Below are 22,939 nucleotides of genomic sequence, written 5' to 3'. Positions count from 1 at the left end.
AACCCATCGGCGTAACGCTTAAGTCTTCTCTAATGGTTCAAATATCACCCCGCTCGAGGGCTCCAAGTCACGTGTTCACCATCGGTCTGGTTCGGTTAGGCTAGAGCCATGGTGGAAAGCTTGCAACACCTCTTGCCCCTAAAGGTTAGCACCGCCCCCGCCGACCTGGAAGCCCACAGCAAAGATGAAAGCTATCCGACACACCACCCCCCTATTGCCGTGGTCTACGCCGAAAATCTTCCCGACATTCAAACCACTCTGGCCTGGGCCCGCGAACATCGCATTCCCGTAGTGCCTTTTGGGGCCGGAACCAGCCTCGAGGGCCAGGTTATTCCGCAGGGGAAAGCGCTCTCGTTGGATGTCTCCCGCATGAACCGGGTGCTGGAGGTTCGCCCCGAAGACTTTTTGGCCGTGGTGGAGCCCGGTGTGACCCGCAAGGCCCTGAACGAAGCCCTCAAGGGCACAGGTCTGTTCTTTCCGGTAGACCCCGGTGCCGACGCCTCGCTGGGCGGGATGGCCGCCACCAACGCCTCGGGCACCACCACCGTGCGCTATGGAGGCATGCGCCAGAACGTGCTGGCGTTGCAGGTTGTGCTGGCCAATGGCGAGGTGCTGGAGCTGGGCCGGGGGGTGCGCAAGACCAGCGCCGGCTACGACCTGAAAGACCTCTTCATCGGCTCCGAGGGCACCCTGGGTATCATCACCCGCCTCACCCTGAAGCTGCACCCCATCCCCGAACACATCCACACCCTGCGGGTCTTCTTCGAAAACCTGACCGACACCGCCCAGGCCGCCTACGCCGTGATGGTCAGCGGGCTACCGGTGGCCCGCCTCGAGCTGGTGGACGAGATCGGCATCAAAGCCATCAACCGCTACCTGGGCCGCAACTACCCAGAAAAACCCGTCCTGTTCGTGGAGTTTCACTCCTCCACCCGCGCGGCCCTCGAGGCCGAGTCCCACCTGGCCCTCGAGCTCATGCGAGAGGCCGGGGCCATCAGCATAGACGCCGCCCGCACCCAGGAAGAGCGCACTGCCCAGTGGGAGGCCCGGCACCAGGCCTACTGGGCCCTGGTCAACCTGTTTCCCGGCAAGGAGTACCTCTCCACCGACACCGCCGTGCCCATCTCCAAAATGCCCGATCTGGTGGCCTATTCCAGCCGCTTGCTGCGCGAACTGGGCCTGACCGGAAACATCCTGGGACACGTGGGCGACGGCAACTTTCACACCCTGGTGGTCTGCGAGCCGGGCGACCCGCGAGCCGAGGAGTTCTCCCTTCGGCTGGTAGAGCACACTCTGGCCCTGGGCGGCACCTGCACCGGCGAGCACGGGGTGGGCTTGCGCAAAAAGAAGTACCTGCCCAAGGAGCACGGCCCGGCCCTGGGCTGGATGCGCCAGATCAAGCGGCTTTTCGACCCCCACAACCTGCTCAACCCCGGCAAAATCTTCGACTAGCGCAGGGGCGCACCTGTCCTGCGTAAGCCTCGGCTTCGAGCAGCCCAGAGCACCGGATCAGGCCGGGAGCCCCTGGATTAGTTTTTCAGCCCCAGCCCAGGCGCACAGTGTTTGCTGATCAGTTTGAACTGGTTCTGGAAGCCATCCGAACGCTGCGACATCCAGATGCCCACATCATCGTGGCGCGAGACCAACTGCCGGATGGGGCCACCAGGCCGCCCAAAGGCATCGGTGTAGAAGACCTCGGGACCGTTGCGGTTGTACCAGTAGATCGGGCCGTGGTAGGCCTCGCGGTCGCAGCCGCGCAACCCGCTAAACCCGCTGAAGACCTGCTCGGTGTAGTGCAGCTCGGCGAGGTTGGCAGGGTTCATGGTGGTGATGGGGTCGAAGACGGCGGTGGAGGCCACCACCTCGGCCATATCGGCCAGGCGGAGCTTGAAGGCCCAGATCTCGTAGAGCGAGCCGGGGCTGTTGCTATGGCAGCCGGTTCCCGGAAGGGTCATGACGGTGCGGCCAATGTCGTTGCTGGGGTCAGCGTCGCCCAGGGTGAGGTCGCGCTGGCAGATGGAGCCCACCAGGCCGGTGTCGGCCATCCCCTGCACACTCACCCGGTGCCCGCTGGGGGCCACCAGGTCGAACATTAAGGAGTGCTGGCGCACGCTGTAGCGGCGCACCCCACCCGTGCCCATGTGGGCCACGATGCGGGTGCTGGTCAGGGCCACCCGGTCTTCGTCGTTGCGGGTGCCGCGGTTGGCTACGAAGACCTTGAAACCCTCGTGGGCCTCCGGCATACCCGCCAGCTTGCCCACGTAACCAAAGGGGGGCAGCTCGGGGTTGGCCAGGCTGGTGCGGGGGTCGTCGCCGTGGTCGTGGTCGAAGTAGCACCCGTACTCGGGGTCTACCTGGGGGTGCCAGGTGGGGTACAGCTCGCCATCGGGGCCTTTGACCACGTGGCGGTTGTGCACCCAGTCGGGGCAGGCCTGCCCCGCAACGGGTGTGGGTTGGTCGGGGGGTACGACGGGGGGTGCGGCCTCGAGGGCGTTGCAGGCCAGCAGCAACCAGGGCAGAACCGGGAGCAGGGCGGTTCGTTTCTGCATGGAATCCCTCCGGGTTTTAAGGGTATCAAGGCCCCCCTGCCCCAGGTGCAGAAGGTTCTTTAACTTCGCTTTACTTAACGCGGGAGCGCTCGAGCCTCCAGGCGCACCTCCACCGGGTCGTTGACCCGCAAAAAGAGCAGGCTTGGGGGGGTCAGCCTCCATTCCGAGAAGCTGGTGTTGAACCCCCCCACAAAGCGGTAGGCGCTGCCCTCGTGGGTGAGTTTGCCGGCTATGCGCACCGGGCGGCGGGTTCCGCTAATTTCCAGCGTTCCTAGCAGCAAGGCGTCCTCGCCGGTCTGGGTCAGGCGCTCCACCTCCAGGCAGCTCAGGGGAAAGCGGTTGACGTCGAAGACCCCCCGCGCGTCGGCATCGCGCAAGGGGTTGCCCGAATCGAAGCGGCCCAGCTCCACGCAAACCTGGCCCGAGGCCTCGCCGGTCTGGGGGTTCCAGCGCACCGTACCGCGCACACTGGTGTTGCTGCCCTCCCAGCGGCCCAGGTTGTAGCTGGCTGCATAGGTCACGCGCCCCTCGATGGTGAACTGGCCGGTCTGGGCCTGGGCACCGCCCGCCAGCAAAGCCAGCCAGAGCAACACTAGCCAATTGCGCATCTTCCTCCCCTACCTGACCTCGAGCACGTCCGGCATAGGCTCGCTCAGGACACCCTCTAAGATACGCGCCGCAGCCTCGTCTGGATGTAAGGCGTTTTTGGGCGCACCCCCCAGGGGGCCCCAGAGGCCGGTGGCTACCGCGGGCAGCCGCACCAGGCAAAAGCGCACCCCTTCGCGGCAGAATTCCTTGCGGGCCACGTTCAAAAGCCCCTCGGCCCCCAGCTTGGTCGCCACATACCCCGACAAACCCGGTACGGCAATCAGCTCCGGGTAAACCCCCAGCAGCACCCCCCGTGCCTGCGGGTTAAAGGTGGCGTATTTGAGCACCAGGGCCAGGCCCGTCAGGTTGGCGGCGGAGAGGCGCTCGAGGTCGTCCATCCCCTGCTCGCGCAGGCTGGCTTTCTGCACCGCCCCCGCCGCGTAGATGAGCAGATCCAGCGGCCCTACCTCCTGGGCCAGCGCCTGCACCTCGAGCTCGTGGGCCAGCTCGGTGGGCACGGCCAGGGCCCCCAGGTCATGGGCCAGAGCGGCCAGAACCGCGCCGTTGCGGCCCGATAACCACAACCGGCCCACCCGCCCGGCCAGTCCCCGCGCCAGAGCCTGCCCGATGCCCCCCGTCGCGCCCAACAGCAAGGTATTCATGGCCTCAAGTTACGTGTGTTTGCTGCCAAACACCGTGAGGCAGAAGCAAATCCCTTGCAACCCCACACCTTCTTCTCCGTAAAGGTTTATTGGCTGGCCCATACAAGAAACCGCGCGTGGGGTTTGAATAAGATCCAGCAAAACTCTCCAGATCAGTAGGCTTTGGTAAAAGCAGCCTCAACCGCCTGCTCCACCGAGACCGGCAGGCCGATGTAGTAGCCCTGGGCATAGTGGCAGCCGTGGCGGGCCAGCCACTCGAGCTGGGTTCGGTTCTCCACCCCCTCGGCCAGGGTCTTGAGGCCAAAGGCGCTGGCCAGTTGCAGCATGGCCCGCAGGATGTCTTCCGAGGTCTGGCTTTGGCCGATCTCTGCCACAAAGCTTTTGTCAATCTTGATTAGGTCTACCGGCACCTGCTTGAGGTGGGCCAGCGAGGAGTAGCCCATGCCAAAATCGTCCAGGGCCACCCGCACGCCCAGGCCGCGCAACGCCACCAGCCCCCCCAGCCATTTTTGCCGCTCGGGCAGCAGGGCCGACTCGGTGATCTCGAGCCACAGCATGCTGGGCTGCAGGGCCTCGTCCACCAGCGCACGCACCACCTCCCGCACCCAGTTGGGGTGGGCCAGCGTGACGGCTGAAAAGTTGATGGTCAGCTCGCCACCCAGCCGCTTCTGGTCCTGCACCGCCTGTTTCAGCACGGCCAGATCCAGTTCGCCAATCAGGCCCGACTCCTCGGCCAGCGGCACAAACTCAGCCGGGCGCAGCAGGCCGCGGGTGGGGTGCTCCCAGCGCACCAGGGCTTCCCACTTGTTGATGTAGCGCTCGGCGATGTTCAGGATGGGCTGGTACTGAATGAGGAACTGGCCCTGCTGGATGGTTTTGCGCAACTGCTGGATGGTCTTCAGGCGCTCGATGGAGTTGATGTCCTGGGCAGGGTCGTAGACGGCCACCTGGGTCTGGGCTTGCTTGGCCTGGTACATGGCCACATCGGCGGCGCGGGCCAGTTCATCCAGGGTCTGGCCGTGCTCGGGGTAGAGCGCCACCCCCAGGCTGGCCTGCGCGTGAATGGCGTGCTCGCCCAGCGAAAAGGGATAATCAAACACCTCGACAATGCGCCTTGCGGCAGCCATGGCCGAGGTGTGATCCGCCGAGGGCAGCAGTACCGCGAACTCGTCCCCGCCCATGCGGGCTAGCAGGTCGTCCTGGCGCAAGACCTCTCTGATGCGCTGGGCCAGTTGGCGCAAGAGTTCGTCGCCCGCCTGGTGGCCCAGGGTATCGTTGACCAGCTTGAAGTTGTCGAGGTCGAGGTAGATCAGGGCCGGGGTCTCGCGCTTGCGCCGGTCGGCCACAAAAATACTCTCGGCCACCTCCCACAGCTTGCGGCGGTTGGGGAGGTCGGTGAGGGGGTCGTGGTAGGCCAGGTACTCGATGCGGGCCTGCTGGCGCTTGCGCTCGCCCACATCGCGGATGGAGATCAAGACCTGCTCGTGGCCTGCGATCTGCACCCGCACCCCCTGGGCCTCGACCTCGAGCTCTCGCCCATCCCGGGTGAGCAAGCGAATTTCCTCGAGTTGATCCCGTTCCCCTCCCAGAATGCGCTGCACCCGCTCCGCCACGCGCGGCAGCGAGTCGGGATGAACAAATTTGGTGAGGGGCTGGCCCACCACCTCCTCCAGGCGCTCGTAACCAAGCCCGCGCAGGCCCACCGGGTTGAGGTACAGCAGCCTGGAGCCGTCGTAGAGGGCGACTGCATCGGGCAGGGTCTCCATCAGGGTGCGGTAGATGGCCTCCTGTTCGCGCAGGGCCTCGTAGACCTGGGCCCGGTCAATAGCCAGGCTGAGCTGCCCCGCCACCCCCTCCAGAAAACGCACGTCGCGCGGCTCGAGGTCGGTATGGGCACTGCCCACCACCAGCACCCCCACCACCTTGCCCTTGACCGGCAGCGGAACCGCCACCAGGCTGCGCTCGCCCAGCAGACCGGCTTTGCTGCGCTCCTCGGTGCTGTACATCACCACCGTTTCGGCCAGGTGGGCCGCCCGGTGCACGATCTCGTGGGTGGGCTCGAACTGTTCGGGCAGGGTTTGTCGGCCCCCAGCCCAGAGCAGCCGCAAAGAGGCAGCCTCGGGCCGATAGACGGCAATGCTGTCGAAGCGCGGGTGTTCCTGCAGAGCATCCACCACCCCGCGCATCAGGGCCAGCGGCTCGAGGTCGCGGGCCAGCCCGTCGCGCACCTTGGAGAAGAGGGCCAGCTCGAGGTTGCGCGCCTCGGCCTGGGCCCGGCTTTGCCGCATGGCCGCCTCAGCAGCCCAGCGGCGGTCGTACTGAAACCGAAACAGGCCCACCACCAAACAGGTCAGCAGGCCCACCGCCCCCATCACCAGCATCACTTCCCGCAGGCTCGAGTCCCACGGAACGCCCGTTGCTTGCAGCAGGCCCAGGTGCAGAAAGGGCATCGCCAGGCCTACCCCCAATGCCCCCCCCAGGCCCAGGCCCCAGCTCAGCAGGGCCACCCCCGGCAAAGCCAGGTGCAGTGCACCGTGGTTGAGGGTCTGGTAAAGGAGCGGAAAGGCCAGGGCATATACCAGCACGAAACCCAGGCCCAGCAGCAGCTCGAGCCTGCGCAGCTTCAACCAGGTCAGCATCTGTGTGAACAAGTCTTCGTCTCCCGTATGCAAACCGAACGTGCGCTTTGGGCTTGCCCTGTCAAAGCCGTTCTAGCACTCAGTGATTCTACCCACAATTGCCCCTCTTCGGAACGTTAATCACACCCGGCACCAAGGTCACGCGGGGAGCCCTGCCATAGTTACGTGCATAAATACCGACCAAAACAGCTTTTCCGGCAAAGATCGCCACTGTGAAATCTCGGTGTGTAACGAGCCTTGAGTTTTTGTTGAGCCCTTTGCCATCTAAACCTCACCCTGGGCAATGCGTCGGCGCAAAAGCTGGGCCTGCTGGCAGATGGACGCCTGCTCTTTTGGGTTGCGCTTGTCCCAGGTTATATAGCTACAGCCCAACCTCGAGGCCCCGGGCAAAGTGGCGCATGGCGCCAAAGAACCGAGCTTCTGGGGTCCATTGGCTAGCGCACCCCCTGCAGGTACTGGGCGATGGGGCCCACCACATCCCCCTTGCGGCTGGTAAGGATGTCCAGGTGGGTCAGGCCGGGCAGGATGCGAATGTCCAGGTTGGTGCTGGGGAATACCTCCCCCACGCTGCGAAAATTGCTCACCTGCGGCAGCAAACCCCGCCCCGCGCCCAGGGCCAGCACCGGATACGGCACCGCGCGCGGCTGGAGCTCGGGCATGGCGGTGTCATAGGCCGAGATATCGAGCGAAAGCCGGTAGGGAAAAAACCACTCCGAGAAACCCGTAACCGGGTTGGCGTAGGCGTTTATGAACTCCAGCGGGTCGGTGGCCTCGCCGCTGTCGCGCCACTCCACCCGCCCACCGCGCGGGCCCCGGATGGTATAAACCAGGCTGCCCACCGCCAGGCTCAGCAGGTTGATGCCCTCGCGCCCGGTGGCCTGCCCCACCGAGACGGCAAAGATGGGCGAGAGGGCGTAGCGCTCGTCCACACGGTACAGGGCCGCGGCCAGCCGGCTGGCCCGGAAGGGCGCCCAGCCGGGAGGGGCGTCGGCCTGGGGGTCTTGTGCGGTCATGAAAGCCTGGGCCTCGGCCTGGGCAAAGCCCACCGGGTTCAGCCCGAAAGCGTTGATGTAGGGAGGTGCTTTACCTTCCAGCAGATCATTGAGCCCGGCCAGCCGGCCAAACCCACCTTCGGTACCGCCAAAATACTGCTCGCGTGTGAGGGGAATCAGGCGGGGTGCACCGTCGAGCAAAATCAGGCCGCGGATGGTATCACCCCGGTACAGGGCGTAGAGCGAGGCCAGGCTGGCCCCCAGCGAATGCCCGGCCAGCACCACCGGGCCGCTCGAGCGGGCCTGGTTCACCACCCGCTCGAGATCCTCCAGGTGTACCCGCAGCCCCCAGTCCTTGAGGAAGGGAAACTCGGGCAGTGGGTAGTTCTGGTAGTAGGCCCAGGGGTCGGGCGTGGTGAAGCCCCGGCGATCCTCGAGGCCGTTGGCCCGCCGATCCCAGGCCCAGACTGCCCAGCCCGGCGCGGCCAGCACCAATCGCCGGGCCAGAATATCAAAGTTGGTGGCGCCCCCCAAGAAACCCGGAACAAAGATCAAGGTGCCGCGTGGGGTGCCCTGGGCCGGATAGACCAGCACGTAGCTTCTGTCCAGAGCCGCCCCGGCGGCAGTCGTGACTCCCGGAATGGCCCGGTACTCGGGCTGGCCCTCCCAGCGGGCTGGCTGGGCCAGGCCCAACCCCAGCAGCCCCATCATTAGCAGAATCCATGCACGCATGGCTCTTATCCTGCTGCCGCCAGGGATTTGTAACATGGCCGGAGCACACAAAAAGGTGGGCCGAAGCCCACCCGGTCAGATATTGAGGAAGCTATGGACTGCCGAAGCTGTCCTCCACCACGATGACCTCGAGGGTTTCTCCAGCCAGCAGGCCCACCGCAAACACACTGTAGACCTTGCCGCCCTCAAACCCCACCCCCTCGAGCGGCAGCGCAACCGTGCGGGTGCCGGTGGGGCGCACCTCGAGGTTGTACACCCCCGCCGGAACAATGCCATAGCCCGAGAGCTGGTTGAAGGCCAGGTTGCGGAACAACACCGGCCCCCCCTTGAGGGCCACATCCACCGCGGGCGCGTCCGGCGAGGCATGGATCACACGAACCTTCGCCACCCCCTCGGCGGGGGCGATGCGGTCTTCGACCAGGCGGGCCTGGAGGGTGGAGGCCGTGCCCAGGGCCATCACCGTGTAGTACTTACCCGCCTGCACCCGGATGGTCACATCGGCCACCTTGGCGGGGTTCTGCCCGGTGGTCTGCACGGTCAGGGTCAGGCTGCCAGCGGGCACCTCGGCGTAGTAGGTGACATCTTTGAAGGCCTGAGCCTCGAAGACCTTATTACCCCCCGAGACGATATCCACCGCGGGTGCATCGGGCACCAGGTGGGCAAAGCGCACGTAGGCTGTACCCCCCTGGGCCAGCACAAAACCAAGTACCAGCACCAAGCCTGCAATCCACCTTGTCCAAAGCATAGCCTGCTCCTTCCTTCCTGCTGGACTTTCTTCCAGGGCATGGTATCCCGCGACAGATGGTTCGGAAACCGATCTGGATTACAAACCAACAACCTCAGGACAAAAACAAAGCCCCTGCCAGGCGACAGGGGCTAAAAATTCGGCTCTGCTATTTGGGTAGCAAAACCGTATCAATCACGTGAATAATGCCGTTGCTGGCCTGGATATCCACCACAGTAACGGTCGAGTTACCGTTCAGGATCACCTTGCCATCCTTGACCTCGATGGTCACGCTCTGGCCCTGCACGGTTTTGGCCTCCTTGAGCGTGACCACCTGGCTCGAGGGCACCCGCCCCGCCACCACGTGGTAGGTCAGCACCTTGGTAAGGGCGGCTTTATCGGCCAGGAGCTTGTCCAGGTCGGCCTTGGGGATCTTGGCAAAGGCTTCGTTGGTGGGCGCGAATACCGTAAAGGGGCCCGGGCCTGAGAGGGTCTCCACCAGGCCCGCCGCCTGCACCGCAGCCAGCAGGGTGCTGAAGTTGGGGTTGGTGGCCACTATCTGGGCAATGGTCTGGTTCTGGGTGGTGCTCTGGGCGTTGGTCAGGGTGAGGCCCAGTGCGGCCAAGGCAAGGCTACCGATCACGAGCAGGGTTCTTAGCTTCATACATGCTCTCCTCTACTAAAGTTGAACGGCAGACTTGGAGTATGGCGGCAATTGCCAAATGGTTCTGCCCTTCAACCTTGGGGCTAAGGATATTCGTTCAGCATTAGTACAATATTTGTCTAAGATACGTTTAGATTTGTAGGGCGTGCAACAGGTCAAAGAAAAATAAGAATAAGCCTTGGATTGCGATAGCAAGGCCAAAACCTTTGAGCATCGGCCTTGGGCGCATCCATAAACCCAAACCTACCGCAATGTACAGCACATCCAGACCGGCATTAATCCAGAGCAAGCGGCGAAGGTTGGCTAGGTCGGGCTCGGCCCCCAGCCAGCCCCCATAGGCGATGGCCGCGTTGACCAGCGCCCAGACCCCGGTCATGAACCAGAAGGCCCTCCAGAAGACCTGCCCAGTGCGCCACAGACCAAACATCGCACCAGCTAGACACACCAGCGCCCACAGCATGAGTTGCTGGGCGATCCGCTCCCCTGCCAGTTCGCTCACGCCAGCCTCCCTTCGGCCTGGCGCTTGCAGCGCTGGGAGCAGTACTTGACCGTATCCCAGTTCCTGGCCCATTTCTTGCGCCGCTGGAAGGGCAGGCCGCAGACGGGGCAGAGTTGGGTGGGTAGGTGGGATTTGAAGCCTTTACGCCTCATGATAGAGCCTCGAGTTCCTCCATCTGTTTCCCCAAAGCCTTTATCTCTCGAACAAGCCGCTCCGTAGCACTGCCCGGAGCCGCATGGATGACCAGAACCCTCGAGGCCAGCCCTACCACCAACCGATTGCGCCGCTCGGCCCTCTGACTGTCGGCCCTCCGAACCCCCACGCCAAAGGGTGAGACCAGCAGCAAGCGCCCTGCCTCGAGTGCTTTCTTTAAGTCTGTACCCAGGCGCAACACCTCTTGCTCAACAGGCGAGTGATACCGTTTCCGCTTGAATCCTTCACCGCCCGCCGCAGTCAGAGGTGAAGGATTCAAGCCGACCAAAGGGAGTAGAAAAGCATTTCGGTAGTATCGTTTAGGCTTGTCAAAGTGAACGATACTACCGAAATGCGTATGAAACCCTCCAACCAAGGCAAGGTTCTGTTCTCGGGCAGTTTTTGCCCAATCGTGCGCAGCCAGAATCAAGCCGGCAGGGCATTGGCGGGAGGAAACCACCCCAACCAAAGGCTGCCTGAGAAGCTCGTGGTTGCCAAGCACGGTCAGGCGCTCAAAGCCCCAATCGGCCATGCCTGCTGGGAAATCAGGGTGTGGTGGATCGAGGAGGGTCATAAAGCTTTGACAGAATAGTGGTTTGCTGCCATAATGCTTACTGGAGGCTTTGCCATTGGCACTGCCTTTTCTTTTTGTTACGGTTCCCCTCCCAACACTGAACTTGGCTCGAGGCTGACCCGCTCCCCGCGGGGCCGCAGGTCATCTAGGTAGCAAATACCGTATACGGGATAGCATCTGCCATCCTTGGCTTTACGGGGTTTGCCTTTGTACTGAAGGTTGGCCGCTTTTTGACCGTAAGGCTCAAGTTCTGGGCGGGTGGGATGGTTCATTTTGCCTGTTAAGCGCCAACCCCAGTTGAGGCAGTAGGCTACTAAATCGGCTACTTGTACCAAGGTGGTTAGGTCGGAATGAACAAAAAACGGCTCAGGCAAGATGCGCTTGGCCCGCTGCTGACCCTTGCGGGTGTCGCGGAAGTAGCGTTGCATCTGAGTATTGATCCGGCGCGACTGGGTTATGTCGAGTTCATCGAAGACCAATAGGCCGTGTTCTGCGGGAGCTGCGTCCCCGAGGCTATAATAGAAGCGCTCGAATAGGTAGGCAAAATCTTTTCGCAACACGGGTTCGCTGGGCAAGGGCGCGGAAGGCTCGATAATGCTAGCGAAAACCCGAACCTTGTAATCAGCGCACAAGTCAAGCAGGGTCATGGCATAGTGCAGCGAGGCTTGAGCATAGGCAGTGAGTTCGGCGCGGGAAATCTGCTCGGGCCTACCGGTTTCCCTCGAGCGCTTGCCCTTCTCTAGCAGCGACAAGGCCAGTTCACGGCGGCTTGTGGAGTCCATATCAGGCAACTGCGATGCGAGGCGGAACTTTTTACGGTGCAGTAGTTGACTGCCCTTGAACTCCTTCAACACCTCCACCAGCTCGACCCCAAAGGTCTCGAGCTGGGCTTCGCGGATAGCTTCAATTAGCGACCATGCTTTGCGCTCAGAAACCGCAATACCTGCTAATACCTCGTAGGGAGCCTCCTTATGGTCGGTTCCGCTCTCGTCTAAAAATAGTAGCACGTTTCAGATTTTATCGAGTCTCAGCGCTCAAACTATCCCCTGGAGCCCAACAAACCAGTCGGTGTTATTTGCCGACACCACCCGAATAAGCCCATTTGACCACCACCTAGCCCTTGGCGATCCCCTCCGCAGCCGCCAGATACCGCCTGCGGGCCGCGTCCAGGTCAATAACCGGGGTTTTGTAGGGCTGGGCCCGGCCCCCCGACTCGGGCACCCAGCGCTTTAGCCACAATCCCTGGGGGTCGTGGGTCTCGGCCTGGGTGATCAGGTTGAACACCCGAAAGTAGGGGGCCGCGTCCACCCCCAGCCCCCCCGCCCAGTGCCAGCCCTGCAGGTTGGAGGCGTTGTCGCCATCTAAGAGCAGGTTGCGGAAGGCCCGCTCGCATTTCTGCCAGGGTAGCAAAGCCAGCTTGACCGCAAACTGCGCCACCACCATGCGCCCCCGGTTAGACAGAAAGCCGGTGGCCTGTAGCTCACGCATGCAGGCATCCACCACCGGGATGCCGGTCTGGCCGTGCAGCCAGGCCTCAAACAACCCGCTATCGTCGTTCCAGGGCAGGCCTTCCCAGCGCGGGTCGAAGGCCTGGGTCATCATCTGCGGGCGGTGGTAGAGCAGGTCGCCGCTAAAGTCGCGCCAGCACAGCTCGTTGACCCATTTGCGGGCCCCCTCCCCCCCCACCTGCAGGGCTTTACGGGCGGCCAGCCGGGGCGAAAGAACCCCCAGGGTGAAGTAGTAGGAGAGCCTCGAGACCCCCTCCCCGGCCAGCCCGTCGCGGGTCTGGTGGTAGTGGGGCAGTTTATCGCGCAAGAAGACCTCGAGCGCCTCCAGGGCCGCCGCCTCGCCCGCGGGTGGCAGGGGCACGTCCGAGGTTTCCTGGGGAAGGTGCCCTGGGTTGTAGTCGGGTGGCAGGTGGAGGGGTGGAAAGCGGTCGGGGGCCTCGAGCAAAACCGGCTCCGGGGCTGCCCACCAGCGCCTGGAATAGGGCGTAAAAACCGTGTAGGCTCCCCCGTTCGGCTTGACGATGCTTCCCGGCTCGTGGATGTACTGACCCGGCAGCCAACAGATGCGCCCCAGCAACGCCTCCCCCACCTTCTGGTCACGAAACCGGGCATAGGGGGTCGAGTTCCGCACGGCAAATACCCGCTGAATGCCCAGCTCGGTTACTATCTGGGGCAAAACCTCCCAGGGCAGGCCGCTGCGCACCAGCAGGAGGCCCCCCCGCGCCGCATAGGCCTCGCGCAGGGCCAGGGTGTTCCGATAGAACCAGGCCCGCCGCCGGGGGGTGGTGTTTTGCAGAATATTGGGATCCAAAACCACCAGCCCCACAGCAGGGCCGGTTCGCAAGGCCTCGGCCAGGGCGGGGTTGTCGTGCAAGCGAAGGTCGGCGCGGTGCCAGACTAGGTTCATAAGCCTGGTTTTAAGGGCTAACCGGTTTTGTCACACCAGCATGCCCTACAAACCGGCAATGGCTTTACAGAATCCAGAGCAGTTCAAAACGAAAAATGCTTTCCCATCGCGATTGTCTCTACCTTTGCCGCCAGTCCTGGCAGCAAAAAACGAGTTCAGCACAGTTTCCTGACTATATTTGGATTGCCGAGTTCTGTCCAGAACCGCGCCAACCAGCCACCCCTGTTTTAGTATTGAACCCATGATCGTAGACGCCCACCTCGACCTCGCCCACAACGTAGTAGACCTGGGGCGCGACCTCACCCTACCGCTCTCAGAGCTACGCCAGCGCGATACCCACACCGATATACCCGTCGTAACCCTACCGGCCCTGCGCGAAGGGAAGGTTGGGGTCTGCTTTGCCACCCTGTGGGTAGACCCCCGCCGCTACCCAGAGCCCCAAAGCGCCCACACCCAGGCCCTCCGGCAACTGGAGGTGTACCTGCGCTGGGAAGAGCAGGGCTGGGTGCGCATCCTGCGCAGCCAGGCCGACCTGACCCGGCATCTGGCCTTGTGGCCCGAGGACAGGGTCACAGCCCTGGTCATTCTGATTGAAGGCGCCGAGTGCGTCCGCGAGCCCGGCGAGGTGGCTTTCTGGAAGGCCCAGGGAGTGCGGCTGATTGGCCCCGCCTGGAACCGCACCCGCTACTGCGGCGGCACCCGCGAGCCCGGCGGCCTGAGCGCGCTGGGGATGGAACTGTTGCAAGCCATGGACGAGCAAGGGCTGGCCCTGGACTTTTCCCACATGGACGAGCAGGCTTTCTGGGAGGCCTTGGAGGTCTTCCAAGGCCCGGTCTGCGCCACCCACAGCAATCCACGGGCTCTGCTGGGGGGGGAGGGGCTCGAGTTCTCCAACCGCCACTTGAGCGATGCCATGATCCGAGCCATTGGGGCGCGGGGCGGCGTAATTGGCACGGTGCTGTATGGGTTTTTCCTCGACCACACCTGGAAACGCGGCATGGAACGGGTGAAATTGGATGTTGTCGGTAAGCATATGACCCACACCGCCAGCCTGATTGGCTGGGACAGGGTGGGCCTCGGTTCCGACTTCGACGGCGGCTTTGGCCTGAACGAGAACCCCCACGGCCTCGATACACCCGCCGATCTACAAAAAATCGCCGCGCTGGTTCCCGAAGCCTTCCAAAGCGGTGTGCTGGGGGAGAATTGGCTGCGCTGGCTGCAGGGTATATTTTGAATCTAAAATTTCACCGGTCGTGGTATAACTGGCCTGTGAATCTCTCGAGTCTGTGGATCGGCCTGTTGGCAGGAGCATTTGGTGGCTTGGTGGGGCTTGGGGGCGGCATTATAGCGGTTCCGCTGATGTCGGCCTTTCTCAAGCTATCCCAGCACCAGGCCGTGGCTACCAGCCTGGTGATGGTGGTCTTCACCGGCTTGGTAGGGGCCCTGACCTACGCCACCCAGGGTACCGTGGACTGGCTGGCGGCCCTGCTCATCTTCCCCAGCGCCATGCTCACGGCCAACTGGGGAGCCCGCTTCGCCAACCGGCTGCCGGAGTGGAAGCTCAAGCGGGTGTTTGGCTGGTACCTGGTGGTGGTGGCCCTGAGCCTGATCCTCAAGCCCTACATTCCGCACGTGGAAGAGCCCCTGCAAGGCTGGCTTCGGATCATTCCCCTGGTCTTTACCGGGGCTGCCGCAGGTTTTGCCTCGGGCTTGCTGGGCGTGGGTGGCGGTACCATTACAGTGCCGATTATGGTTTTGCTGGTGGGCCTCGAGCAGCACACCGCCCAGGGCACCTCGCTGCTGGCTATGGTGCCATCGGCCTTGGTGGGGTCGTACACCCACTACCGCCATGGCAACCTGGCCCAGGCCCACGTACCGGGGCTGGTAGTAGGCATCTTGGTCGGGGCTTTTGCGGGAGGCCTGGTGGCCAATCAACTCCCCGAGTTCTGGCTCAGGCTCACCTTTTCGGTGGTGCTCATCTGGACGGCCCTACGCTATGTAGGCACCAAATCCAAGCCTGCTCCCAAGGAAGCGAGCCTCGAGCCCTAAACACCTGCTCAGGGCTGGCGGCTTATAAGCCAGAGCGCCAGCCCCAGCACTAGAAGCCAGAGCCACCAGCGGCCCCCCAGCCAGGGCCTGCGCTCGGGCAGGGGGGGCGCGGCCCCCGGTACAGATGCACGTGGGGGGCGCGTCGCGGGGCGCATCTGTAGGCGCTGGCCCTGCTTGATGTGGTAGACCGATTTGTCGATCTGGCCTTTTTTGCGGTAGGCCGCACCCAGGTTGTGATGGGCCAGGGCGTACTCGGGGTTCAGTTTGAGCGCCTCTTGGTATAGCCGGATAGCCTCATCAATCTGGCCGGCCTCGAGGGCCAGGTTAGCCAGGTTGGTCTGGGCCCTAAAGTGGCGGGGGTCGGCCTGCAGCGCAGCCTCGAAAGCCTGCCGGGCCTGCGCGCGGTCGCCGTGCGAAATGCGCACCAACCCCAGCACCGCCCAGGCCTCCGCCCCCAGATGGGGGTCGGTCAGGTAGGCCCTGATCTGCTGCTCGTCCTCGGCTTCGAACGCCTGAATGGCCGCCCTGGCCTGCGCCACATCCAGATAGCCCTGCACCAGGTCGCCGTCCTGCTCGAGCACCTTTAGGGCCCTGCCATATTCCTTCAGACGCAGCCAGTCGCGCAGCTCGAGCAGCACCGCCAACCCGTCGGCATCGCCCTTTTCTCCCGCCAGGATGCGGCTACGGGCCTCCTCGTAGCGCCCCAACTCGATGAGCCGATTAACTTCCATAAGCACCAATCTATCAAGCCTTTAGCTCACGTAACGCTTCGGGCCTTGAGTTGGGTCAAATTCCACACGCCTTACAAAACCGCGGACTATACTAAACCCTGGAGTTCGGGAATAGGCCCGCTCCCTCGAGGCCCTAAGCTTTATCTGCACTACGCAATACCGCACCCATACCATATCCCGGTGCGGAACCCTTAGGAGAAGTACCATGAAGAAATCCGGTTTCACCCTCATCGAGCTCCTGATTGTGATCGCCATCATTGGCATCCTGGCCGCCGTGCTGATCCCCAACCTGCTCAACGCCCGCCGCACTGCCACCGACCGCGCTGCCCAGGCCTACGGCCAGAACGTTTACAAGGCAGCTCTGGCCTACGTAGCTGAAAACCCTGACAACACTCTGATCACAGGCTCTTGTACCGATGGCTATTCGGCTGGTAGCTACTCTGTAGCCGACCCTGGCACTACCGTTTCTAGCTGCACCGTTTCTGGTACTGCAAACGCCCCCCGTGTAACCGTCACCAGCGCCAACTCCCAAACCTACACCATCGGTCAATAACCCCTCAGCCTCATGCTTTGCGCCAGGAGATCGAAGTGTTTCGGTCTCCTGGTTTTGACAGGGAGGTGCCGATGCAGAGCAGGGGTTTTACCCTTATAGAGCTCTTGATCGTAATTGCCATCATCGGCATTCTGGCTGCGGTGCTGCTGCCCAATCTAATCCAGGCACGCCGATTAAGCATTGATCGGGCTGCTCAAGCCTACGGCCATAACGTCTACAAAGCGGCCTATGCTTACCTTGCCGAGGATACAAACAATAGTTTGGTCACGGGCGATTGTACCAATGGCTACTCAGCTGGAGGCTATGTCATCACAAGCCCTGGAGCAAACACGGTGCAGTCGTGCACGATAAGCGATCTAGGTGGCAACATTGCCCAGGTAGTTGTATCCAGTGCTGCTGGCCGAACCTTCACTCTTCCATGAAATAGTGTTTGAGCTACGAATGCTCCTCTTATGAGGGGCATTCTTGTCTTTCGCTAATGCCAAAAGCGCTATAGTACCCCTAATGAACTCGCCCAATCAACATCGTTCTACTATCTCCTTAATTGCCTTTACTACCTTCTTTCCATTGGTTATTGTTCCTGGTGCACCCTTCTGGAAACCCGGTCTAATTTTTGATACTGAGCTAGCCCAGGCGCTTGAAATGTTTCAGTTATTTCCAAAGGTTCTGGTACTGTTGCTGATTGGCTTATTGGGAATGCTTAGTCTTAGGGAGATACAGTGGCGCAAACCCTTTGTTTTGCTACTATCTGTTCATTTGTTACTGGTCTTAGTGAGTAGCCTCAACGCGCGGGATGACTGGAGCTATGCCCTGCTTGGCCCACAGCGACGGCTTGATGGCTTGCTATACCATTTGGGTCTGGTTCTTTTTGGAATTTTCGCCTACCAAATGCTCCTTAAGTTGCCCCATCTTCGGATTACTCTTATGGCAGCATTGTTCGTTGGGGGAAGCATTCAAGCAGTACTAGCCCTTTTACAACGGCTACAGCTCGACCCTATCGGACCACTGGTGAAGTGGAGTATGTACAGCAGCCCGGTTGGCAGCCTAAGCCACCCCGGCATGCTGGCTGGCCTCCTTTTGCCCACTATATTGCTGGGCATATGGCTAACCATAGAGCAGTCAAGAAAAGAATATCGTTGGTTAACTCTGCTTGGTCTCTTTCTTTCCGCACTCGCTCTTGGCGCAACCGGGAATCGCGCAGCTCTGATAGCCCTAATTGTTGGCGTGGTCGGCCTAAGCTTGATACACCGTACTTGGCGCACGCTGCTTATCTCCACGTTTGCTGTTATGTCAGTATTTTGTGTTCAGTTTGTTGTTCCAAACCCGCAAGGCTTTACGCGTGAATATACAGAAACCAACACCCTCGAGAGTCGTTTTCAAATCTGGGCATTGGCTTATCAAAGCCTGAGCAAAATTCCGGGTGCACCCTTGATTGGAGGAGGGTCAGATGCCTTCAGGCTATCTCTCTTACGCGACCCGCCAGTAGCCGATTTGCTGGAATTGACCAAAACAGAACTAGCCTGGCCCCGCGACGCGCAGGTCGCCAATGCCACTGTCGTTATGCCTCCACGAGAGCAACTGCGCAGCAGGTATATCCATGTGGAGTTTGAACGATTTGGCGGCCAGGCCAATATTAAACGAGATTACCCGATCACGCTCGATAAGGCACATAATCTCTTACTAGATCGTCTACTGGCTTTTGGTGGTCTAAGCGCAATGTTATGGGTCGTTCTCTATTTGTTTCCAGTTTGGAAAAGTTGGGGGAACCGAAATCTCGCGTGGCTTTGGATAACGATAGCTTTGATGGTCTACTACCTTGCGTGGTTTCCTGTGGTTGGAACTGAGCCATTGCACCTGCTCCTTGTAGCCATGGGTTGGGCAAGCATATCCTCAGCACATTCAGGTAATATTCGTTCTACGCCCAGTTAAACTCGCTACAGCGCAAGCTCCTCCCAAAACAGCCCACAAAGTTCCTTCAATATGAAAAGGAGCAAACCATGAGAGCAAGAATGCATGGTAGGTAATGAGTCCCATTGCCAGCGGAGGAAACTTACGTATAGAAAGAAAGACATACCATAACAGCCCTAGGTAGCACAGCAAGCCTACCAAGCCGCGCAGCAAAGCGATATCCAAAAATTGATTATGGGCTTTCCAAACTGAAACCCCTTTGATTGCCACTGTCCCATCGGTTTGCTCTACGAGGAGCACTGGTGAGGCTCTGGGAGTTAGGAAAACATCTTTGACTCTCTTCACTCCCCACTCCATCTGAGCATATCGGTTGAGTTCTTCCTCCGATAAAAACTTTGGCCAAACCATATCAAACTGGCCTGCCCCCCATCCGGTCAGGGGTCGCTCCAAAATACCCCCCATAGCCGCTTTCCAGATGTAATAACGGGTTTGAACAGTTGTGTTGTTTATTAGCGGGCGCTCACCCTCGGAGTTTAGCGTACCGACCATGAGCCAACCCATCGAAAGACCCGAGGCAATTACTGTAGCAACTACAAACATTTGTCGCCATTTACCAAGCAACCACAACCACCCAAAGCCTATTGCTAGTAACGCTGTCCGATTAAAGGTTAAACCCAGTGCCACACTAACTGCCAAAAGGGCAGGAATTGCAATCCTACTAGGCTGACGCAAAAAACCAAATAAGATTCCAATAACTAATACAAAGAACCCAGCCAAGTGTCCTTTTTGCGGGAAGCTTACCATTGGCAAACTTCCAGGATGAATTGGATACAAAACTCCCTGCCGGGTAATGATTTCGATAATAGCAAGTAAGGCCATTACCACACCCGAGATTACGACAGCCCATGCCAACCGACGTGGCAGCTCAGGATCACGTAGCGCTTGCAAATAAACCAATACAAAAACCCCTATAAGGGCGAGACTAAATAAAGCACCATCGCCACTGCCATAAAATGAACCCGTTAATGCCGCAATTGGCTCTAGTGCAAGGAAAGAGGTTATTACAGACCAGAGCCCATAAAACAAAGCCAGCGCAATGGCCGGGTGGTGACGTAAGGCTCTTGACAAGTAGCGAGCGTCACTAAGCTGCAACTGAGGATGTGCCGACCATTCCAGCGTAAAGCCAACCAACAAAAAAAGGGCTGTAACATAAGCCCTTACCAGATATCCTTCGGAAAGAACATTGCTAAGATTTGCACCTGGGTTTACCAGAAAAGTTGGATAGAATAAAAAAACATAGATGGCAGCATAGATCGGCCACAACCATTGGTGCAGAAAAGTACGACTGAACATTAAATTGGACTTTACAATAAAGCTGTGTATAAATCCGGTTATATTCAGACTTTCTTTAATTCAATGTTGTTATTGGCTGTACTTCTTTGGCTATGGCAGCAGATCTACTCGCATTATGATGTCGCTCCAGTTTGGTTGAGCAGTCTGGTGCTTTTTTGTGTAGGGTTTGTGTTGCCGAAAATCCCGCTTGCCCTGTGGGTGTGGTGGGGGCTGGGTCTTCTAACCGTTTTTTGGAGCCTTACGCCTGGCAACACCCTGGTGTTGGGCTTGTGGGAGCTGGCCTACCTAGCTGCGTTTGCCGCAGGAACCTGGCTGGCAGGCTTTGTGGGGTTGAATATCGCCTTATTGGGGTATGGCCTCCTAACCACCCTCACGCTGGCCTGGGCTGGCTTGGTGATGTACTTCTCTGGCTCGAGCCACTATGTAGCCGGGGCCCAGGCCCTGGTGCTAATCCCGCTGGCTATGGTGTGGCTGTTTCGCTCGAGGTGGCCCCTGCTGAGCGGTATCTTGTTAACTGCGGCTTTGTACCTCGCTTTGATGTCGGGCGCTCGAGCGGTCTACTTACCTTTCGTACTGGTTCTTGCCCTCTTGGTGTATCGGCTTTGGCGAGAACAAATCAATCTTCCACGCATTTTTGCCGGGTTGGGCTTAGTAGGTTTGATTGTGTTTAGCGTAGATGCTGCACTTCCCTTTCATCCCATTCAAACCGCTTTAGATACACGCACCTCGATCGAAAAACAAATCAGCGATGCCAGCACCGAGGGCAGCTTCGGCAGCCGGCTTCAGATGTGGCGACAAACCCTTAGCATTGCCCTGCATGAACCGTTAGGAACAGGCAATGGCAGCTTTCGAGAGGTTTTGGCGGCCTATCAGCAATACCCTGGAGTACTTTTTAGCAGCGCTCATAACTACTACCTCGAGACCGCTGCGACCGGAGGCTGGCCCCGGCTAATCGTGCTTCTAGGGCTTTTGGCCTGGATTCTTTGGCGGGGGTGGAACTCCAAAGTCTGGCCCTGGGCACTGGGTGCCGCCGGGCTCTGGGCTACCCTAGCCTTCGACATTACCGGCATGTACCCAGCCGTGATGATGCTGGCCTTCGCCAGCTTGGGAGCAGTGTACGGACAACTTGTGCATAAGCCTATCCCCACCAGTACGCACCTACTCTGGAGGGTGCCTTTTCTAATCATCGCTATGGCTCTGGCCGTATGGTGGTACTGGCCCTGCCAGAGCAGTTGCGCTGTAACGCGCCACCTGGGTTACCGGCCCGAGGTTTTAGCCGAGGCAGCGCGGCTCTCGGGGGAAGAGCAAAAGGCGCTGCTGGCCAGGGCTGCCGAGCTGAACCCCAAGAGTATCTGGATTCGCCGCGCCCAGCTTCAGTATGCGGAAAGCCCTCAGGAGAGGCTCGAGGCTCTACGCACCATCAACCAGCAGTTTCCTCTGGCCGGGCCGTGGTTTTACTTGCAACGGGCAGAAGTCGCGATTGAACTGGGGTTAAAACCCGAGGCTATCGAGGCATTGCGGGCAGGCCTCGAGCGCTTTCCGCCGAATTTCAAACCAGCAGGTATACCACTTGGGAACAGCGTCTATAGACAGTATGGAGAATGGGGTCAGAAAGCTCCTGCACTATTGGAGAAACTCGAGGCTCAGTAAGCCCCCTTGCTCCACAGCACCGCCCAAACCGTGCGGGCCAATAGGTAGAAGTCGAGCCAGGGCGACCAGTTACGCACGTAGTAGGTATCGAGCGCCACCCGCTCGGCATAGGTGGTATCGTTGCGACCCGAGACCTGCCACAGGCCGGTCATGCCGGGCAAAACCTGAGTATAAAGCGAGAAACGGTCGCCATAGCGCTCCACCTCGGCCTGCACAATAGGCCGTGGCCCTACTAAGCTCATCTCCCCCACCAACACGTTCCATAGCTGGGGCAGTTCGTCCAGGCTGGTACGCCGCAGCCAGACCCCAAGGCGGGTAATGCGGGGGTCGCGGCGAAGTTTGTGGTCGCGTTCCCACTCGGCCTTGAGGGCAGGGTTTTGCTCCAACGCTTTGAAAAGCACCTGGTCGGCGTTTTGAACCATCGTGCGAAACTTGAGTGCCCGGAAGCGCCGCCCATCTTTGCCGAGGCGCTCGTGAGCAAAAATCACCGGGCCAGGCGAATCCAGGCGAATCAGAAGCGCAAGCAAACCCAAAAACGGCAGCAACAGCAAGCCACCCATCAGAACCCCCACCAAATCCAAACCCCGCTTGAGCCAACGTGCTGAAGGTTGCAGCAGGTTGTGGCGCAAGTCCAAACCCAAAATACCCCCCATATCGGTAGCCGAGACCCACAGGCTGGCCATGCCAAACAGATCGGGGATGAGGGTGAGCTTGGGGAAGGCGCTGCCGTAGCGCTCAATTACCTCCAGCAGGCGTGCCCTTGAAGCACCTGGGATCGCCAGTACCGCGTGTCGAATACCCCACTCTTGCGCAATTTTTGGAGCCAGTTCCAACCCACCCAGCACCGGAACCCCCACAAAATCGCCGCGCTTGCTGGGGTCATCGTCCAGGAAGGCCACCGGCTTGAGGCCCAGTCCGGGCTGTTGTCGCAAGGCTTTAACCACCGCCTCGCCCGTCTTGCCCGCGCCCAATATCACCACCGGATAACCCCACCAAGGTTTGGCAGCGAACCAGTGTCGCAGGAGGGCCCTGGTAATTGGCACTCCTGCCAGACTAAGCGCCCAAGCCACCAGGAAGATGGCACGGGAGTAGGTCTCAGCCTCTTTGAACAAGAAGGTGGTAGAGCCTAACAGCAGATAAACCAAAGTCGTTGCGGTAAAGACGCGGCGGATTTCCTCAGGTACACTCAGCCCCACCGCGGGATAGAGCCCCAATAGGGCGTAAACCGCCACGAACAAAAACAGTGTGGGCCAAAGCTGCCAGTAGGTCTGGAACTCGTATACCCCCCCCAGCACATAGCGAGCCCATACCGTTGCAGCCATCAGGGCCGTAAGGGTGAGAAGATCGCCCACTACGAGCGTGGTAATGGTGAGCCAAGGCTTGCTTGCGACCACAGCATTTGACCTGGCTACAGGATAGGGCAAAACCCTTGGAATACGTGACTGCATCCCCTCTAGCCTATCGC

23 protein-coding genes are annotated in these 22,939 nt (G+C 60.3%); 8 read left to right on the top strand and 15 right to left on the bottom strand.

Annotation, left to right across the window (positions count from 1 at the left end; translation table 11 throughout):
- Positions 1-108: 108 nt before the first annotated feature.
- Positions 109-1,452: an FAD-binding oxidoreductase gene (locus tag Q0X18_RS03945; protein WP_297558841.1), complete on the top strand. Its 1,344-nt coding sequence runs from the start codon at positions 109-111 to the stop codon at positions 1,450-1,452.
- A 77-nt stretch (positions 1,453-1,529) separates the two neighbouring features.
- On the opposite strand, the gene Q0X18_RS03940 is transcribed toward Q0X18_RS03945, so the two are convergent.
- The 10 genes from Q0X18_RS03940 to Q0X18_RS03895 form a co-directional block, all read right to left on the bottom strand.
- Positions 1,530-2,549, bottom strand: a complete 1,020-nt coding sequence (locus Q0X18_RS03940) for a hypothetical protein (RefSeq protein ID WP_297558838.1) — start codon at positions 2,547-2,549, stop codon at positions 1,530-1,532.
- A gap of 74 nt (positions 2,550-2,623) precedes the next feature.
- Complete coding sequence (locus Q0X18_RS03935; protein WP_297558835.1) at positions 2,624-3,157, bottom strand: YceI family protein; 534 nt, start codon at positions 3,155-3,157, stop codon at positions 2,624-2,626.
- Positions 3,158-3,166: 9 nt separating this feature from the next.
- Positions 3,167-3,799 (bottom strand): SDR family NAD(P)-dependent oxidoreductase, encoded by a 633-nt coding sequence (locus Q0X18_RS03930; RefSeq protein ID WP_297558832.1) that lies wholly within the window; start codon positions 3,797-3,799, stop codon positions 3,167-3,169.
- A gap of 152 nt (positions 3,800-3,951) precedes the next feature.
- On the bottom strand, positions 3,952-6,438 hold the full coding sequence (locus Q0X18_RS03925; RefSeq protein ID WP_297558829.1) for a bifunctional diguanylate cyclase/phosphodiesterase: 2,487 nt from the start codon (positions 6,436-6,438) through the stop codon (positions 3,952-3,954).
- 434 nt (positions 6,439-6,872) lie between these two features.
- Positions 6,873-8,162: an alpha/beta hydrolase gene (locus Q0X18_RS03920; protein WP_297558827.1), complete on the bottom strand. Its 1,290-nt coding sequence runs from the start codon at positions 8,160-8,162 to the stop codon at positions 6,873-6,875.
- 91 nt (positions 8,163-8,253) lie between these two features.
- Entirely contained in the window at positions 8,254-8,907 is a 654-nt protein-coding gene (locus Q0X18_RS03915; RefSeq protein WP_297558825.1) for a DUF4397 domain-containing protein, read from the bottom strand.
- Positions 8,908-9,055: 148 nt separating this feature from the next.
- Positions 9,056-9,550 carry a fasciclin domain-containing protein gene (locus Q0X18_RS03910; protein WP_297558822.1) on the bottom strand — a complete coding sequence of 165 codons (495 nt, stop codon included), beginning with the start codon at positions 9,548-9,550 and terminating at the stop codon, positions 9,056-9,058.
- Between the two features lie 130 nt (positions 9,551-9,680).
- Positions 9,681-10,049 (bottom strand): hypothetical protein, encoded by a 369-nt coding sequence (locus Q0X18_RS03905; RefSeq protein WP_297558819.1) that lies wholly within the window; start codon positions 10,047-10,049, stop codon positions 9,681-9,683.
- Complete coding sequence (locus Q0X18_RS03900; protein WP_297558816.1) at positions 10,046-10,201, bottom strand: DUF2256 domain-containing protein; 156 nt, start codon at positions 10,199-10,201, stop codon at positions 10,046-10,048. The genes Q0X18_RS03905 and Q0X18_RS03900 overlap by 4 nt, the downstream gene beginning before the upstream one ends.
- The gene (locus Q0X18_RS03895; RefSeq protein ID WP_297558811.1) at positions 10,198-10,443 is read right to left on the bottom strand and encodes a hypothetical protein; all 246 of its coding nucleotides are present in this window, start codon (positions 10,441-10,443) and stop codon (positions 10,198-10,200) included. The genes Q0X18_RS03900 and Q0X18_RS03895 overlap by 4 nt, the downstream gene beginning before the upstream one ends.
- Before the next feature lie 132 nt (positions 10,444-10,575).
- Between Q0X18_RS03895 and Q0X18_RS03890 the strand changes: the two genes are divergently transcribed.
- On the top strand, positions 10,576-10,833 hold the full coding sequence (locus tag Q0X18_RS03890) for a hypothetical protein (RefSeq protein WP_297558809.1): 258 nt from the start codon (positions 10,576-10,578) through the stop codon (positions 10,831-10,833).
- A gap of 59 nt (positions 10,834-10,892) precedes the next feature.
- Here the strand turns inward: Q0X18_RS03890 and Q0X18_RS03885 are convergent, their stop codons facing one another.
- Both Q0X18_RS03885 and Q0X18_RS03880 read right to left on the bottom strand, forming a co-directional pair.
- Entirely contained in the window at positions 10,893-11,822 is a 930-nt protein-coding gene (locus Q0X18_RS03885; protein WP_297558807.1) for a DUF3800 domain-containing protein, read from the bottom strand.
- Between the two features lie 106 nt (positions 11,823-11,928).
- The gene (locus Q0X18_RS03880) at positions 11,929-13,230 is read right to left on the bottom strand and encodes a deoxyribodipyrimidine photo-lyase (RefSeq protein ID WP_297558805.1); all 1,302 of its coding nucleotides are present in this window, start codon (positions 13,228-13,230) and stop codon (positions 11,929-11,931) included.
- A gap of 241 nt (positions 13,231-13,471) precedes the next feature.
- Between Q0X18_RS03880 and Q0X18_RS03875 the strand changes: the two genes are divergently transcribed.
- Entirely contained in the window at positions 13,472-14,464 is a 993-nt protein-coding gene (locus tag Q0X18_RS03875) for a dipeptidase (RefSeq protein ID WP_297558803.1), read from the top strand.
- Between the two features lie 35 nt (positions 14,465-14,499).
- Positions 14,500-15,279: a sulfite exporter TauE/SafE family protein gene (locus Q0X18_RS03870; RefSeq protein ID WP_297558800.1), complete on the top strand. Its 780-nt coding sequence runs from the start codon at positions 14,500-14,502 to the stop codon at positions 15,277-15,279.
- Between the two features lie 8 nt (positions 15,280-15,287).
- Here Q0X18_RS03870 and Q0X18_RS03865 read toward each other — a convergent pair whose 3' ends face one another.
- Entirely contained in the window at positions 15,288-16,010 is a 723-nt protein-coding gene (locus Q0X18_RS03865) for a tetratricopeptide repeat protein (RefSeq protein WP_297558798.1), read from the bottom strand.
- Positions 16,011-16,215: 205 nt separating this feature from the next.
- Between Q0X18_RS03865 and Q0X18_RS03860 the strand changes: the two genes are divergently transcribed.
- The 3 genes from Q0X18_RS03860 (at position 16,216) to Q0X18_RS03850 (ending at position 18,492) form a co-directional block, all read left to right on the top strand.
- A complete protein-coding gene (locus tag Q0X18_RS03860; RefSeq protein WP_297558796.1) occupies positions 16,216-16,563 on the top strand; it encodes a type II secretion system protein in 348 nt (115 codons plus the stop codon).
- A gap of 17 nt (positions 16,564-16,580) precedes the next feature.
- The gene (locus Q0X18_RS03855; protein WP_374707499.1) at positions 16,581-16,985 is read left to right on the top strand and encodes a type II secretion system protein; all 405 of its coding nucleotides are present in this window, start codon (positions 16,581-16,583) and stop codon (positions 16,983-16,985) included.
- An 82-nt stretch (positions 16,986-17,067) separates the two neighbouring features.
- Positions 17,068-18,492, top strand: coding sequence for an O-antigen ligase (locus tag Q0X18_RS03850; protein WP_297558794.1), 1,425 nt, complete (start codon positions 17,068-17,070; stop codon positions 18,490-18,492).
- Here Q0X18_RS03850 and Q0X18_RS03845 read toward each other — a convergent pair.
- Positions 18,463-19,824 (bottom strand): O-antigen ligase, encoded by a 1,362-nt coding sequence (locus Q0X18_RS03845; RefSeq protein WP_297558792.1) that lies wholly within the window; start codon positions 19,822-19,824, stop codon positions 18,463-18,465. The genes Q0X18_RS03850 and Q0X18_RS03845 overlap by 30 nt on opposite strands.
- Positions 19,825-19,992: 168 nt before the next feature.
- On the opposite strand from Q0X18_RS03845, the gene Q0X18_RS03840 reads away from it, so the two are divergent.
- The gene (locus Q0X18_RS03840) at positions 19,993-21,474 is read left to right on the top strand and encodes an O-antigen ligase family protein (protein ID WP_297558789.1); all 1,482 of its coding nucleotides are present in this window, start codon (positions 19,993-19,995) and stop codon (positions 21,472-21,474) included.
- Here the strand turns inward: Q0X18_RS03840 and wbaP are convergent.
- Positions 21,468-22,826 (bottom strand): undecaprenyl-phosphate galactose phosphotransferase WbaP, encoded by a 1,359-nt coding sequence (wbaP, locus tag Q0X18_RS03835; protein ID WP_297558787.1) that lies wholly within the window; start codon positions 22,824-22,826, stop codon positions 21,468-21,470. The genes Q0X18_RS03840 and wbaP overlap by 7 nt on opposite strands.
- Positions 22,827-22,939 lie beyond the last annotated feature (113 nt).

It is taken from the genome of Meiothermus sp. (assembly GCF_026004075.1).
GTDB lineage: Bacteria > Deinococcota > Deinococci > Deinococcales > Thermaceae > Meiothermus.
This window is presented reverse-complemented; position numbering and strand designations above follow the sequence as displayed.